Origin of the sequence: Aeromonas sp. QDB62, from assembly GCF_027705695.1 — a bacterium.
Taxonomy (GTDB): Bacteria; Pseudomonadota; Gammaproteobacteria; order Enterobacterales; family Aeromonadaceae; genus Aeromonas; species Aeromonas allosaccharophila.
The window spans coordinates 1-14,591 of sequence record NZ_JAPDCD010000004.1 but is presented as its reverse complement, the minus strand read 5'-3'; the positions used below and the strand labels follow the sequence as shown (position 1 = coordinate 14,591).

The window sequence follows — 14,591 nt, the reverse complement described above, 5'->3', positions numbered from 1 at the left end:
CTATTTCTCCAGAGCGCGAAACATCTCGATGGCTCTCACCCGTGCAACGGCGTGATCCACCATGGGTGCCGGATAATCCTGTCGCCCCTTGAGCCGCAGCACGTCGTGTGGCTGATGCACATAAGCGGCGGGAATATCGGCCAGTTCAGTTACCCAGGTACGGATGAACTCCCCTTGTGGATCAAATCGTTGCCCCTGAGTGGTGGGGTTGAACACCCGGAAATAGGGTGCCGCATCGGCACCTGTGCCCGCCGCCCACTGCCAGCCGCCATTGTTGGCAGCCAGATCGCCATCAATCAGCTGACTCATGAAGTAGTCCTCCCCGAGCCGCCAGTGGATGTGGAGATCCTTGGTGAGAAAGCTCGCCACTATCATTCGCAGCCGGTTGTGCATCCAGCCGGTGGCGTTGAGACAACGCATCGCCGCATCGACGATAGGGTAGCCGGTACGGCCCTCGCACCAGGCAGCGAAGGCATCCGGATCCCAGCTCCACGGCAAGGCCGCCGTCTCGGGTTTGAACGGGCGATTCATGGAGAGGGTCGGGATCAGTACCAGCAGGTGGCGATAGAACTCGCGCCAGACCAGCTCATTGATCCAGACAAAACCGGGCAGGGCCTTCGACTGGGGCCGATAGCCAAGCCGCTGCTGGAGCGCAGCCACACACTGACGGGGGCTGATAATGCCCGCAGCCAGATAGGGGGAGAGCACGGACGTGCCCGCGATGGCAGGAAAATCCCGGGTCTCGCCATAATCGAGCACCGCCTGCTCCAGAAAATCATTCAGACGGCGGCTTGCCTCCGCCTCCCCCACAGGCCAGCGAGGATCAGCCGTCAGCTCGCCGAGCGCCTCATCGACCCACTCCCGCTCGGCCAGCGGCTGCCACGGCAAGGGCTCACCACGGGGCGCAGGGGCGCGGTGAATGACAAAACCATCTTCATCGAGGGCCTTGAGCCAGGCACGGCTGAAAGGGGTGAAGACCTTGAACATCTCCCCCGACCCGGTCAGCACCCGCCCCGGCGGCAACACGCAGCAGCCGTTGAGCCAGTGACAACTCACCGCCTGCTCTGCCAGTGCGGCGCTGACGGCGTGGTCGCGACGCTGCTCGTCGATCTCGATGGCCTGATTGGCGTAGAGCTGGGTCACCCCCAGCTCCCGGCTTAAATCAGCCAACGCAGCGGGCACCTCGGCAAAGGTCTCCACTCGCAGCAGATGGAGCGGGATGCCGAGCGCCGCCAGCTCACGGCCCAATTCATCCACCTGCGCCAACATAAAGCGCTGACGGATGGGGGCCATCTTGTGCTGCCGCCACTGGGTGGGGGAGACGATAAAGAGCGCGGCCACCGGCTCATCATCAGCGCAGGCATGCCGCAAGGCCGGGTTGTCGGCAAGGCGCAGATCATTGCGCAACCAAACCAGCTTCATGACTTTTTCCTCCCGCGTCCGCTGGCACCAGCCACAGCAGTCACGTCCACCATCAGCTCGGCAAGGCTCGCCTGCCAGCCGTGGGCTTTAAGCCACTCATCATCGTAGAGGCGCCCCAGCTCGCCAAACAGGCGCGTACCTGCGGGCCAGTCGGCGGCCTGCTCCTGCTTGCCAAGCCCGGCCCCCAGCAGCACCAGCCAGGGGGTGGCGGCGCGTCCTTCCAGCAGGCTGGCATGGCGCGGCTCAACCGCGCCCAGCAGTTGCACCTCATAGCCCTGACCGATCAGCTCGTAAGCGGCCCACACCAGATCGAGCGGGCCGACCTGTCCCCAGCTCGCCAACGTGACCGGCACGCCCTTCTCCTGCTCGATCAGGTGGCGGGCGAAGCGGGTATGGAGCCAGCCCAGCCACACCTGTTGCAGCAGATCGCCATCGGGCCGCTCGCGCCACAGCCCGAGCAGCCGCTCCACCAGCGGTTGCAGTACACGGCTGCGTACCAGCTCGAACGGGTAGCTCGCCAGCAGATCGTTGAGCTCGGCCTCCGCCTTGCGCTGGTTGAAGGCGAGCAACGCCTGACTGAACTGCTCCAGGGTCTGCTGCCAGTGATCGCTCACTGGCTCAGAATGGGGTTCACTCAAGAGTCCCTTCACCTGCCCGATACTCACCCCCCGCTCCAGCCAGCTCAGGATCTCGCCGATCTGGCGAATATCCTGCTCGCTGTAGAGGCGGTGGCCCTTTTCAGTGCGAGCCGGTTGTACCAACCCGTAGCGGCGCTGCCAGGCTCGCAGGGTCACGGCGTTGACGCCGGTGAGGCGGGAGACCTCGCGAATGGGGTAGATCCCCTCATCAGCGAGAGGAGCAACTTCTTGCGATAAATCAGACATGACAACGTCCATCAAACAGAGGGGTAAGGCTCCCCGGCGCAAATCATGCGCCGGGGCAACAGAACGGATTCAGAGCCCGTAACGCAATTTGAGCGTATCGGGGTGAAGGTCGAGATAGACCTGCTCGACCGCACAAAACAGCATTCTCAGAGCCCGTAGCGCAATTTGAGCGTATCGGGATGGGGATTGAGATAAACCTGCTCGGCGAGATAGGGGTTGGGGTACTCGCGCAGGTAGTGACGGATCAGGGTGAGCGGCACCAGCAAGGGGAAGATGCCGGTGCGGTACTTGTCGATGGTATCGGCAAGCTCCTGCTTCTGGGCCGGGGTCAGCACTCGCTTGAAGTAGCCCTGCAGGTGCATCAGCACATTGGTGTGGCTGCGGCGGTTGGCTCGCAGGGTCAGCGCCGTCATCAATCCCTTGATGTAGTTGTCGGCCACCTCCTGCAAATTGGTGGACTTGCCCAGATTGCCGAGCAGCTTGCCGAGGATGCGGTAGTGGGTGGTGGCATGGGAGAGCACCAGATACTTGTAGCGAGAGTGGAAGCGGATCAGCGCAGAGGCGGTAATGCCGCGGGCGCAGAGCTGCTGCCAGTCGTGGTAAGCGAAGACCCGCAGCACAAAGTTCTCCCGCAGGATGGGGTCGCACAGGCGGCCATCCTCTTCCACCGGCAACAGGGGGTTGGCCTCCATCAACGCCTTGGCAAAGAGGCCAATCCCCTCCTTGGCGCTCCCCTCGTTGTTGGCGCCATAGACCTTGACCCGCTCCATACCGCAGCTGGGTGATTTGGCACAGAGGATATAACCGGAGATAAAGTCGAGCTGACGTACCTTCTGCTCGCTGAAGGCAATCAGCTTTTCGGTGACATCGAAGCTGCCGTTGCTCGCCTCGGCGCGGATCTCGCCGTGGCGCTTGACCAGCCGGATGGCGGCGCGAGGCGCCCCTAGACCGATGGCCATCTCGGGACAGACGGGGTGATAGTCAAAGTGAGCGCCAAGATCCCGTTCGCAGAAGCTGGAGCGCTTGTGGCCCCCATCGAAACGCACCTCTTGGCCCAGCAGGCAGGCACTGATACCGACTTTAATCTTGTACATGATGACACTCCTTGTATAAGTCTTGATTCAGTTATAGCAGTTATACAAAAAAATGAAAGTTGTATAACTATTTGCGACTGATACGACACAAGGAGAAAAAAGGGATCACCGGAAAAAGAAAAAACCCATGGCGAACGCCATGGGTAAAAATCAAGACACTACGGACTACGGGAAGGAAAATTAGAAGCTGTACTTCACACCCAGGCTGGAGATGGAACCTTTTTGCAGATCCCAGTTGCGATAGGTGTAATCGGCAGTCAGTGCCCAATTCTGGTTGAGCTTGTAGGCACCGCCCACCTTGAAGTCGTGCATATCGTCGGTCATGTTGGCGTAACGATAAGCGGTGGAGAGCTCGATATCGCCGATGTCGTAGCGCAGGCCCACTTCACCGTACATGCTGCCACTGCTCTTACGGAGCACAGTATCCCAACCCCTGAAGTCATAGGCTCGCTCACGCTCCATGGTGTAACCCATCAGACCGGTTTCACCGTAGAGGTTCAGGCCGGTGCTGAGCGGGGTAAACACACCGATACCCAGACTGCCAATCCCCATGCTGTCATTGCCGTGCTGGGCAGAGGTGCCCTCGGAGAGCAGACGGCCGTAGAAGTTGTTGGCGAACGATTTGGAGAGATCCAGCGTTACACCGCCAAAATCGCGAGTCCCCTCACTGCTGGCATCACGGGGGAACAGAAACTTGTTGTGGCTCAGATAGTCGGATTTGGTGTGTGCCCAGGTCAGGCCACCCTTGGCGTAGCTGAAGGCATCCTGCGCCATGGCGGAAGTAGAGGCAAACCCGGCCAGAACCAGAAGAGAGACGGTTGCTTTTTTCATGATGATAACTCCATGTGATTGGGCCCGTGGCTACTGGCTACGAGCAGGTATGGAGTCATTGTGCGGCGAGGTTCCCTGCTTGCCGAGCGGCAAGCTGTTGCAAAACCATGTCAGATGTAAGCAGATATTGCTGGAGGTGTCAGCGGCAACAAGTTGCCGGCCCACACAGTTTGCATGGGCCGGATCTGCGAAAAAATCAGCGGAAGACCACCTCGTCAATTTCGACCCGCACCAGCGGCTGACCGGTCAATCCGGCGGGACGGGGGATCTCGAGGGCGAGCGATGGACGGGCTTGCCCCTTGCGCAGATAGGTCTCCGGCAGGCGGTTCTCGGCGACCCAGAAACGGGCCTCCTGACGGCTCAGCTGCACCCCGTCAGCACTGAACAGGGTCACCATGCCACGCACCCCGACCACATTGCGGCTGCCGGTATTGCTCACCATAAAGGTCAGCGCCAGCGGGTCAGATCCCTCGATCTTGTCCAGCTTGACCACCACACCGTCGCGTGCCATCTGGGCGAGCAGTTCCGGATTGGCCTTGGCCTGATCGGTCAGCACCGGGGCAGCGACCGCCACCACGGCCCCCGAGTTCTCCTTGGCAGCCACGCTCTGCACGGGGTCTGCCGGTTTGACCACCAGATACTCCCAGGTGAAGTCATCGTTGAGTTGAACCTGCCGGCCATCGGGCAGTGTTACCTGAGAGAGAGGAGCCGCCTGTGCCAGCACGGGAGTGAGACACAGGGCAACCAGCAGACGGGACAAGGGTTTCATAGGGCGAAGCTCGGTAACGGATGAAAGGGCGACAGTATAAACAGTCCCGTGACCCCTTGCCTATGACAGCACTCACGTTCTTGCCCCCCGCTCCTCCCGCAAGCTAGATGGCGAGATCGTGCCGCTCTTTCTGCGCCATATCCAGGGTCACCAGATCGAACTCGGTTCCCTTGAGAGCAGACAAAATATCCGATTGCATATCAAAGGCCTGGGCACGCTGATGCTCGGGCAGACTCACCCGGGCCAGGATGGTGGAGCAGTCGCACAGGGTATGGAAAAAGACCTGCGCCTCGTCCAGTCCCATGTCGGCCAGTATCTGCTCTGCCTGATCCACCATCCGCAGATAGCGCTGCTTGAGCAGCCGTGGATTGGTGAAGCGATTGCTCAGGCAACCGTTGCTCCCCTTGCCCCAGCGGCCGAGCTGACGCTTGTTGAAGCCATAGCGAAAATCGCGGCTCATCACCCCGTTGTCGGCAAAAAACCAGATGGTATTGGCAGGCAGTGAGCCGAACTGGGCCAGATAGTCATCCCGCTCCTCCACCGCAGCCGGGATCAGCAAGGGCAGGTGGGCCCACTCGGGACGGCTCTGCACATGCTCACCAATGCGGCGAACCGGGTCGATCAGCCCCTCCATATTTGGCAGGCGATCACAGAAGACGATCTCGTCGCTCTTGACGATCCAGTGCTCGATGTCATAACGCTGGCAATAACGGCGGGCACGGGCCACTTCGCTGCGGCTGCGGGTCGGGTTATCGAGGGTGATGGCGCGGATCTTGACGCCGCTGGCACGGCAAAGATCGATGCTGTAGCAGGATTCCAACCGTCCCGAAAAAGAGACAATCAGCTCGTCAAAACTTGCCAGTCGCTCAATCAGCAGCTGTTCCCTGGCTTGAAAAGAGTGATCATATCCCTGATTCAGTACAACAACATTGGCACCCATTAAACAGCTCCGAATGATGAACAGGTGCAGTATTGTGCGGGAAACAAGCTGAATAGACCCTTAAAGAGTCTGGTTAAAATTAAAACTTGATGATTATTTCCTGTGATTCTGCTGCTAAATCTTCATTTTGGGCGTCATAAATTCGCAATCTTGCCTGATGAACCAGATGGGCTCGCAAGAAACCCTGCGCCTGATCCAGCGAGGTAAAGGTCAGGCGCCCTCCCTCGCTGTCGGTCAGGCAGAGGCACTCTCCTTCCGCCTCGATGCAGAGCTGATAACCGCTGCCATCCTTGCAGGCGATAATCAGGGTCGCTTCGGGATAGTGACTCAACCAGTTGCGAAACCGGCCATGCTCCATAGTGCTCCCACAGGGGCATCACCCCTTGCCGGTGGCGGGCAAACAGCCCAGCTCACCCAACTGCTGACGGCAACTTGCCGCATCGGTGAAGACGATCCCCCTGATGCCGAGGGCCTCGGCGGCCGCAATGTTGGCGGGACTGTCATCGATGAAGAGGCACTCTGCCGGTTTCAGATCGAACGACACCAGCAGATAGCGATAGATATCCGGCTCCGGCTTCATCATCCGCACCCGCGCCGAGACCACCTTGCCGCTGAAGAAGCGCCAGAAATCCTGATGCTGCTCCAGCCAGTCGATACTGGCATGACCCATGTTGGAGAGGGCATACAGGGTGTGCCCCGCCCCGTGCAGCTCGGCTATCAGGGTTAGCATAGCGGGATCTGGCAGCAGGGAGGCGGGAACTGCCTGCAAAATGGCCAGATTCTGTGCCGCGGAGAGGCCGGTGCGCGTTTGTGCTTCGCGGGCCATGGTGTGGAGCGACATGGTACCTCTGTCTACCTCCAGCCAGTCCGGGTGGTTAAAGAGCTGTTCCGCCAACTGTTCGGCCCCTTGCGGGCCACGCACCGAACGCACTATGCCGACCGGATCCCAGCTCACCACCACCCGTCCCAGATCGAAAATAATCGTCATCGTCTTTACCTCCTCCACTGCGTGGTTGCCGTCAAAACAGCGTCAATAGAACTTCATTCATACGCCATTTTCTTAACCGGATACCCTGCCCCCATCACCGTCCGTGGGCAAGTTTTACTTGCATCAGACCGGCAAATCCCTTAATGGTTAGGGCGTTACCATCAGGATTTTGACCATGCAGCCAACATTCTTCTTTGCTTTCTCGTTTATCCGGCCCGCTTGAGGGAAGGCCTGTCGTCGTGTGACCAGAAAGCAAAGACGAATCGAGCCTCCCCCTAGCGGAGGCTTTTTTTTGCATTAATATCAATCGATTACTTGGATAGGGAACAATCATGGCAACGCTCGACGAGATCAGACAAGACATCACCCGGTTGGATCAGGAGCTGCTTGCCCTGCTGGCGAAACGCAAGACCCTCAGCATCGAGGTGGCCCGAGCCAAACAGGCCAACCCGCGCCCCATCCGCGACCACCAGCGGGAGCAGGAGCTGCTGGTCGCCCTGATCCAGAAAGGGCGCGTGCTGGGGCTGGATGCCCAGTACATCACCCGCATCTACCACACCATCATCGAAGACTCTGTGCTCTCCCAGCAGGCCTATCTGCAGAGCCTGCTCAACCCGGAGCAGCAGGAGCCGATGACCAGCGTCGCCTATCTGGGGCCGCGCGGTTCCTACTCCAGCCTTGCCGCCCGCAAATATCTGGCGCGCTACAAGGATCAGGTGATCGAGGTGAACTGCCAGAATTTCCGTGAAGTGCTGGATGCGGTGGAGTCGGGCCGCGCCGCCTTTGGCGTGCTGCCCATCGAGAACACCAGCTCGGGCTCCATCAACGAAGTCTATGACGTGATGCAGCACACCAGCCTCTCCATCGTTGGCGAGCTTACCTACCCCATCGAGCACTGCATCCTCACCGCCGTACCGACCGAGTTAAGCCGCATCAAGACCTTCTATGCCCACCCGCAGGTGTTCCAGCAGTGCTCCCACTATCTGAGCAAGCTGGAAGAGGCCCGTCACGAGATCTGCGACTCCTCCTCCAGCGCCATGATGAAGGTGAAGGAGCTGGCGAGCGCAGAGGCCGCCGCTATCGGCAGCGCCGCCGGTGGCGAGCTGTATGGTCTGGACGTGCTGGCCGAGCAGCTGGCCAACCAGAAAGAGAACTACAGCCGCTTTATCGTGGTGGCGCGCAAGCCCATCGACGTGGCGCCGCAGATCCCGGCCAAGACCACCCTCATCATGTCCACCTCCCAGAAGCCGGGCTCGCTGGTCGAGGCGCTGCTGGTGCTGCGCAGCCACGAGATCAACATGACCAAACTGGAGTCCCGTCCGGTGCAGGGCAACCCGTGGGAAGAGATGTTTTATCTCGATGTCTCCGCCAACCTGCAGACCCCGGCGATGCAGGCCGCACTGGTGGAGCTGACCAAGATCACCCGCTATATCAAGGTGCTGGGCTGCTACCCGAGCGAGGATGTGAAACCCACCGCAGTACCGCCGGTGCTGATGGGGAGTTAACCAGCCCACAACGACAAAAGGCGAGCACTCTGCTCGCCTTTTGTTTTGATGCCTGTTTCAGGCCCTGCCTATCAACTCAGAACTGACCGGCCATCAACTGGTTGATGTTGTAGAGGGCGCGGGTATCGAGCTCCATCTCGGTGGCATAGGTGTTACCGCGCGGATAGGAGGCAACCACCCGCGCACCGCGCACCACGCCCGCCACAGACACATCCAGCGAGTTGGAGGTCTGGGTCAGATCGCGGTAGCTACTCTGGCCGCGCACCTGCTGGCCATTGAGCTGCTCGGCCAGCTCGCGATAGGCATCCATCTTGGAGGCGCGAATGGCTTGCAACATCTTCTCAGACTGGGAGGGGCCGGGCTGGATGTCGATCACCGCATACCCCACCGCCTTGAGCACCGGAAAATCATCGGGCTTGCCACCCTGGGTGTAATCCACCACCCGGTTACCGCTGCAACCGGTGAGCAAGAGTGCCAACAGGCAACCAAACAGGATTTTCATGATTCGCTCCTCACGGGGTCAGGTTGACCAGATGGCCACCCGGTCTGGCCTGACTGTCACGCATCAGATAACCGCGATTGATCGATGCCCGGCCAAACGAGTTGTTGGCACCGAACAGATATTGTTGCGGGAGCAGGCTCTGGGCCGTGGTCTCCACCATCTTGGTGCGCATGTCGATAACACGGGCGTTGACCAGGATCCCCTTGCTGTTGCGGCTGAAAGTGCCGACCAGAATGCGAGAGATGGGCAAACGGGAGGAGAGATCCTTGTAGTTGCGGCTCAGCACGAAATCCCCCTGCGGCGTCACCTTGATGCTGCCGGTCAGCTTGAAGTCCACCACCACCTCGCCGCGGCGGTTGAGCTCGTAGATAAAGCTTTCCTCAATCTGCTGTCCCATCCAGTTGGTATCCTGCAGGGTATCGAGATCGACAAAGGAAGCCACTGCTATGGGTTCGGTCAGGGTGGTCAGAGATTTGCGCTCCATCAGCTGATCGGTCATACGCGCCACCAGCCAGTTGAGCTCCATCCCCTGCGCCGCCTGGCGGGGGTCACCCTGATCCCGATTGATAGGGTCGGAGCCGCACCCGGCCAATGCCAGGGCGAACGCCAACGCCGTGATGAGTTTGTTCATGGATACCTTTCCTGTATCTGCACCTGACTTATTATCGGACGCGCCGGACAAAGCTTGAGCCGGGAATGAGGCATGATTCTTGCTTTTTAATGGTCATTGTCAGCGCCAGCGTGCGCTGCCACCCGGTAAGTGTTGTGATCCATGTCGGCCAGCGGGCGCCATTTCCTCCAAAATGGCGCGCCTGCCCGCCAACTCAAGGTATCTGTTATGAAATTACCGCTGCTGTTGACCCTGCTGCTGGCCAGCCTGAGCGCCCGTGCCGAACTGATCGAAGCGCAGGGCAGCGCCGCCATTTTGGGGGGTGATGAAGTCTACGCCCGCGAGCAGGCGACCCGCGATGCCCTGCGTCAGGCACTGCTGGCCAGCGGCGCGGCCGTTTCCAGCGTCCAGCGTCTGGAAAATGGCAGCCTGCGCTCCGAGCAGATCCAGATCCGCTCCGGCGGCGACATTCGCCAATACCGCCTCAAGCGAGAAGAGGTGCGCAACGGTCGCATGTACATCACCCTGGTGGCCGACATTCAGGCCGAGCGCCAGATCTGCCAGACCCAGCACTTCGCCAAGGATTTGACACTGGTCAGGTTACGGCTGCGCTATCCGGATCAGGCCAGCTATGGCGCCATGGACGACATGCCGGAAAACCTCTCGCGGCGGCTATTCGAAACTCTCGCCAATGCGCCGCAAGGGGTCGCGGTGCGCCAGTGGCTGGATGAAAACCTGCGCATCGATCCGCTCCATCTGCAGCAGGGGGATCGCAGCGCCCTCGAGGAGATCAAGGCGCTCAGCCTGCGCACCGACAGCCAGTATCTAGTGCTCGGCAGCATCGACGATCTCTCCATCGAGCCGCAGGGCAATCAGCTGACCAGCTGGTATGAGGATCCCGTGCGCAACTTTCGCATGCAGCTCTACCTGTTCGACGGCATCAACGGCAGCCTGATCAACCGCAAGGTTTACGAAGGGCGCGCCACCTGGACCTTTGACAAGCGGGAACAGGTGGGCAGCAGCAGCGGCCAGTTCTGGCAATCGAGCTATGGCCAGGAGGTCAACTACCAGTTGCAACAAGCCGCTCAGGATCTGGTGGCCCAGCTTACCTGCGCCCCGGTCACCGCTCGGGTGGTCGGTCAGAACGAACGCGGCCCCTACATCAATCTGGGGCGGCGCAACGGCGTCAAGCTCGGCGACCAGTTCCGCATCCAGCACAACGCCGACTTCATCGACCCCTACGGCAAGTCGCGCATGATGCGCAATCCGGCCGACGGCCTGTTCGAGGTGGTGCAGGTATTTGACGATGGCGCCATCATCAGCAGCCAGAACAAATATTCGCCGTTTAACATCCAGAATGGGGATTTGGCAATATTGGAATAAGAATCAAGGGTTTAAAAGGGAGTTGCTTCTTGTATAATGTCCGCCACACAGCTCCCGTAGCTCAGTAGGATAGAGCGGTCCCCTCCTAAGGGACAGGCCACTGGTTCGACTCCAGTCGGGAGCACCATATAAAACAAGGGGTTGGCATCTTCACGGTGCTAACCCCTTGGTCGTTTTTGGCCCCGTACCCCTCTCCGTACCCCTCCAACGAAGTTCATTGTCTCACTAAAAGTGACCGATAAGAGGTGCTTATTCACGCGCCCTTAGATACCAAATGATTATCATTACAATAATTTACAGATATATGTTATCTCCATGAACCTACCCAAGGGACTGCTCTATGCAGTCCCTTTTTCATTGGAGATCTCCCATGGCTCACCTGATCGACACAATGGCCTACACTGGCCAAACCCCTTGGCATGGCCTTGGCAATGTCTTGCCCCCGCAACAATCTCTCGATATCTGGCTGCAGGCTGCCGGAATGGATTGGACCATCGAGCAGAGCGACGTGATGTTTAACGTCGCCTCCGATGCACTCCATATCCGCCCCTACAGCGACAGCAAGGTACTTTATCGCTCCGATACCCTTGCCCCCCTATCGGTGGTCTCAAGCCGCTACAACGTGGTACAGCCTCACGAGGTACTGCACTTCTATCAAGACTTGGTAGAAGCCGGTGGCTTTGAGCTGGAGACTGCAGGCTCGCTCAAAGGTGGCCGCAAGCTGTGGGCACTGGCCAAAACCGGTAAGGATCTCAAGCTAGCAGGCGGTGATTTGGTGAAGTCCTATCTGCTGCTGGCGACCAGCTGCGACGGCACGCTCTGCACCACGGCGCAGTTCACATCTCTGCGGGTGGTCTGCAACAACACCCTGCAGATGGCACTGCGGAGTGCTACCGGTGCCATCAAGGTGCCCCACTCCACTCAGTTCGATGCCGCTGCCGTCAAAGAGTCGCTCGGACTGGGACTCTCCCATTGGGATGAGTTCAAAGTCCAGACCAAGGCGCTGGCACAGCGGCCCGTGGCCCCCGAAGAGGCACTGCGCTTTTTCAGCGACCTGCTGGCGCAACCGCGGGATGAGGAGAACATCATTCTCACAAGGCCGGTACAACGGCTGCATGAGCTCTATCAGGGCGCAGGTATGGGCTCAGAGCTTGCCAGCTCCCGCAATACAGCCTGGGGGTTGGTCAATGCTGTCACCGAATACGTGGATCACCACCGCCGTGCCCGCAGCCAAGATCACCGGCTCGATTCCGCCTGGTTTGGTCAGGGCGCCCAACTCAAATCCCAAGCCCTGAGCCAAGCACTCACTCTGCTGCAGTAATTCCGCTTCCCCATTCAAACCGCATAACGACCTCACCCGGACTGGCGCAAGCCAATCCGGGCGTAGCCATTTATGCCGTTAACAAGGAGTCGTCATGAAAGCAAAATCCAAATACGGCCAGGCCCTGCGGCTGGCCTCCACTACCCAATTAACCCGCGAGCAGTGGCTCGCTATCCGCAAACTCGGCATTGGCTCCTCCGATGCCGCCGTGGCAGTGGGACTATCCCCCTACAAATGCCCGCTCAGCCTGTGGCTGGAGAAGACCGGCCGCAAGGAGCCGGAGGATATCTCCCATAAGGAAGCTGTGCTGTGGGGCATTGAGCTGGAACCTGTGCTGGCGCAGGTCTATGCCAAACGCACCGGCTTTCGTGTACGCCGAGTCAATGCAGTACTGCAACATCCCGAGCAACCCTTCATGCTCGCCAACCTCGATCGGGAGGTGGTCGGCCATCCCGATGGGCCGGGCATTCTGGAGATCAAGACCGCCAGCTATCACAGCGCCCCCCAGTGGGAGGAAGGTGTGCCGGTTGCTTACCAGTGTCAGGTACTCCATCAACTAGCCGTCACTGGCCATGCCTGGGCTGAGGTAGCAGTGCTGATCGGCGGCCAGGATTTTCGGATTTACCGCATCGAGCGCGATGAGGAGAAGATCCAGGATCTCACCGAGCGGGAAGCGCAGTTCTGGCAGATGGTGCAACAAGACCAGCAGCCTGAGCCTGACGGCTCCAGTGATGCCGCCAATGCCCTGAGCTGGCTGTTTCCGCGTGACGATGGCCAGACTGTGGATCTCTCCGATTCTCCCGAGTTCAACCAGCTGTTTGGGGAGCTACTGCGCTTGCGTCAGCAAAAGGAAGCTGTCGAGCAACAAGAGTCACAACTCAAACAGCGGCTGCAAGCGACCTTGGGTGAAGCGACAGCCGGGCTGTTTGCCGATGGCAAGATCACCTGGAAGCGCAGCAAAGACCGGCTGGCGCCGGATCTGGATAAGCTCGGGCAAGATCATCCCGACCTGCTCACCCGTTACGTCAAACCGGTGCCCGGCGTGCGCCGTTTCACCATTCAACCCTTGAGGCAAACACCATGATCAAAGGACTGGCGATAACCCCGCCCGTGATCGGGCGGATCTGCATCGGCAAGCTGGTGCAAAAACAGGATAAGTGGGTACCGGAGAAGGACGACAGCTTCACCCTCACCACCCAGATACAACAAAAAGGGGGATGGTTGCTCCATCCCCTGCACCAACACTACTCATCGCAAAAGAGTGGCCAAGGACAGGAGCAGACCAAGATCCGCGCCATTCCGGTGCGAGTGCTGTTCAACGACAGCGACCTGAACCTGCGGGCCGAATACAGCGCCTTCGACCGGCAGACCGGACGGCCACTGTGTGTCGGCAATGGGGAGGTGGCGAGACGCGTCGGCGCACAGGGGATGGAAGAGGTCGGTTGTCCCGGCCCGGAACGCTGCCCCTACGGTCAGCAACAGGGCTGCAAGCTGTATGGGCGACTGAACCTGTTTGTGGAGGGACAGGGGGACGAACTCGGCAGCTTTATCTTTCGCACCACCGGCTACAACTCGGTGCGCACTCTGGCGGCGCGGCTCAAGTACCTGGAGGCGGTGAGTGGCGGCCTGACCCGCTATCTGCCGCTGACGTTGCGGCTGCGGGCCAAGAGCACCACCCAGTCCTACCGCACCCCGGTCTACTACGTGGACCTGACCCTGCGCGACGAGCTGACGCTGACCGAGGCGGTCGGTCAAGCACGGCAGGAAGCGATGCAGGACGAGGAGGCAGGGATGACGATCAGCGAGATGGAAGCGGTGGCACGGGCGCTACTGCGCAACGGCCAGTTCGAGGAGGTGGATGAAGAGGTGCCGCTGTTGCTGGAGGAGTTCTACCCGGAGACTGAGACGACAGAGGCACAATCTGCCTCACCGCCGATGGCAACGGAAGCGACGCCAGCACGTCTCCGCCCTCGTTCCTCCCCCCTGACCAACAAGCTGGGCAAAGGCGCGGATCCTTCACTCTCTCGCGCCTGAGCCCGCGATTCCCGACGCTCAGAGTCGGGAATCGCGATAACCCCTTTCAAATCAACTCGTAGCGGTACATCTGGCTACGACCTCATGACGGGGCGTCTGTCACAAAACAGCCCCGTTCTTATCCCCATCGCTAGTTTTGAGTCAATAGATCAAGGTACACTGACACCCCAGGTCAAAAGCCTCAAAGAGACCTTATTGACCTGAAAAGGGTGGGAAATAGCTGAAAAAGGTTGTCGTTTTCAGAAGGCGACTGCACGAAATATCAGGAGTCGGCTGCACTGCCAGAACTGGCCGCCTGCAAGGCAGCG

General features: G+C 59.7%; 16 protein-coding genes, 1 tRNA gene and 1 other annotated feature. Of the genes, 6 read left to right on the top strand and 11 right to left on the bottom strand.

What is annotated here, in order from left to right; all coding sequences use genetic code 11:
* The 9 genes from phrB to OKC27_RS02975 form a co-directional block, all read right to left on the bottom strand.
* Positions 1–1,422 (bottom strand): deoxyribodipyrimidine photo-lyase, encoded by a 1,422-nt coding sequence (gene phrB / locus OKC27_RS03015; RefSeq protein ID WP_182939025.1) that lies wholly within the window; start codon positions 1,420–1,422, stop codon positions 1–3.
* Complete coding sequence (locus OKC27_RS03010) at positions 1,419–2,306, bottom strand: MerR family transcriptional regulator (RefSeq protein WP_270692953.1); 888 nt, start codon at positions 2,304–2,306, stop codon at positions 1,419–1,421. Before OKC27_RS03010 ends, phrB begins: the two co-directional genes overlap by 4 nt.
* Positions 2,307–2,452: 146 nt before the next feature.
* The gene (locus tag OKC27_RS03005; protein ID WP_182939023.1) at positions 2,453–3,400 is read right to left on the bottom strand and encodes a YbgA family protein; all 948 of its coding nucleotides are present in this window, start codon (positions 3,398–3,400) and stop codon (positions 2,453–2,455) included.
* Between the two features lie 180 nt (positions 3,401–3,580).
* A complete protein-coding gene (locus tag OKC27_RS03000; protein WP_182939022.1) occupies positions 3,581–4,231 on the bottom strand; it encodes an autotransporter outer membrane beta-barrel domain-containing protein in 651 nt (216 codons plus the stop codon).
* A 196-nt stretch (positions 4,232–4,427) separates the two neighbouring features.
* On the bottom strand, positions 4,428–5,000 hold the full coding sequence (locus OKC27_RS02995) for a DUF3157 family protein (RefSeq protein WP_182939021.1): 573 nt from the start codon (positions 4,998–5,000) through the stop codon (positions 4,428–4,430).
* A gap of 103 nt (positions 5,001–5,103) precedes the next feature.
* Entirely contained in the window at positions 5,104–5,940 is an 837-nt protein-coding gene (locus OKC27_RS02990) for a hypothetical protein (RefSeq protein WP_182939020.1), read from the bottom strand.
* Between the two features lie 79 nt (positions 5,941–6,019).
* Complete coding sequence (locus OKC27_RS02985; protein ID WP_182939019.1) at positions 6,020–6,298, bottom strand: DUF6482 family protein; 279 nt, start codon at positions 6,296–6,298, stop codon at positions 6,020–6,022.
* Positions 6,299–6,316: 18 nt separating this feature from the next.
* A complete protein-coding gene (locus tag OKC27_RS02980) occupies positions 6,317–6,928 on the bottom strand; it encodes an HAD family hydrolase (RefSeq protein WP_182939018.1) in 612 nt (203 codons plus the stop codon).
* Positions 6,929–7,022: 94 nt separating this feature from the next.
* Positions 7,023–7,262: a hypothetical protein gene (locus OKC27_RS02975; RefSeq protein ID WP_182939017.1), complete on the bottom strand. Its 240-nt coding sequence runs from the start codon at positions 7,260–7,262 to the stop codon at positions 7,023–7,025.
* Positions 7,100–7,222 (top strand) — a sequence feature (Phe leader region). Its footprint overlaps the gene before it by 123 nt.
* Between OKC27_RS02975 and pheA the strand changes: the two genes are divergently transcribed.
* Positions 7,261–8,433, top strand: a complete 1,173-nt coding sequence (pheA, locus tag OKC27_RS02970) for a prephenate dehydratase (RefSeq protein WP_182939016.1) — start codon at positions 7,261–7,263, stop codon at positions 8,431–8,433. The two genes, OKC27_RS02975 and pheA, sit on opposite strands and share 2 nt — an antisense overlap.
* Before the next feature lie 76 nt (positions 8,434–8,509).
* On the opposite strand, the gene OKC27_RS02965 is transcribed toward pheA, so the two are convergent.
* Both OKC27_RS02965 and OKC27_RS02960 read right to left on the bottom strand, forming a co-directional pair.
* Positions 8,510–8,935: an LPP20 family lipoprotein gene (locus OKC27_RS02965; protein ID WP_005338717.1), complete on the bottom strand. Its 426-nt coding sequence runs from the start codon at positions 8,933–8,935 to the stop codon at positions 8,510–8,512.
* 10 nt (positions 8,936–8,945) lie between these two features.
* Positions 8,946–9,566 (bottom strand): FlgO family outer membrane protein, encoded by a 621-nt coding sequence (locus tag OKC27_RS02960; RefSeq protein ID WP_182939015.1) that lies wholly within the window; start codon positions 9,564–9,566, stop codon positions 8,946–8,948.
* Positions 9,567–9,773: 207 nt separating this feature from the next.
* Between OKC27_RS02960 and OKC27_RS02955 the strand changes: the two genes are divergently transcribed.
* From OKC27_RS02955 to OKC27_RS02935, 5 genes are all read left to right on the top strand, one after another.
* On the top strand, positions 9,774–10,928 hold the full coding sequence (locus OKC27_RS02955; protein WP_182939014.1) for a flagellar assembly protein FlgT: 1,155 nt from the start codon (positions 9,774–9,776) through the stop codon (positions 10,926–10,928).
* A 50-nt stretch (positions 10,929–10,978) separates the two neighbouring features.
* Positions 10,979–11,055, top strand: a tRNA-Arg gene (locus tag OKC27_RS02950).
* 243 nt (positions 11,056–11,298) lie between these two features.
* Positions 11,299–12,249 (top strand): DUF932 domain-containing protein, encoded by a 951-nt coding sequence (locus tag OKC27_RS02945; RefSeq protein WP_101617129.1) that lies wholly within the window; start codon positions 11,299–11,301, stop codon positions 12,247–12,249.
* Positions 12,250–12,343: 94 nt separating this feature from the next.
* Positions 12,344–13,333 carry a YqaJ viral recombinase family nuclease gene (locus tag OKC27_RS02940; RefSeq protein ID WP_182939013.1) on the top strand — a complete coding sequence of 330 codons (990 nt, stop codon included), beginning with the start codon at positions 12,344–12,346 and terminating at the stop codon, positions 13,331–13,333.
* A complete protein-coding gene (locus tag OKC27_RS02935; protein ID WP_182939012.1) occupies positions 13,330–14,283 on the top strand; it encodes a recombination directionality factor in 954 nt (317 codons plus the stop codon). The genes OKC27_RS02940 and OKC27_RS02935 overlap by 4 nt, the downstream gene beginning before the upstream one ends.
* Positions 14,284–14,591: the final 308 nt, after the last annotated feature.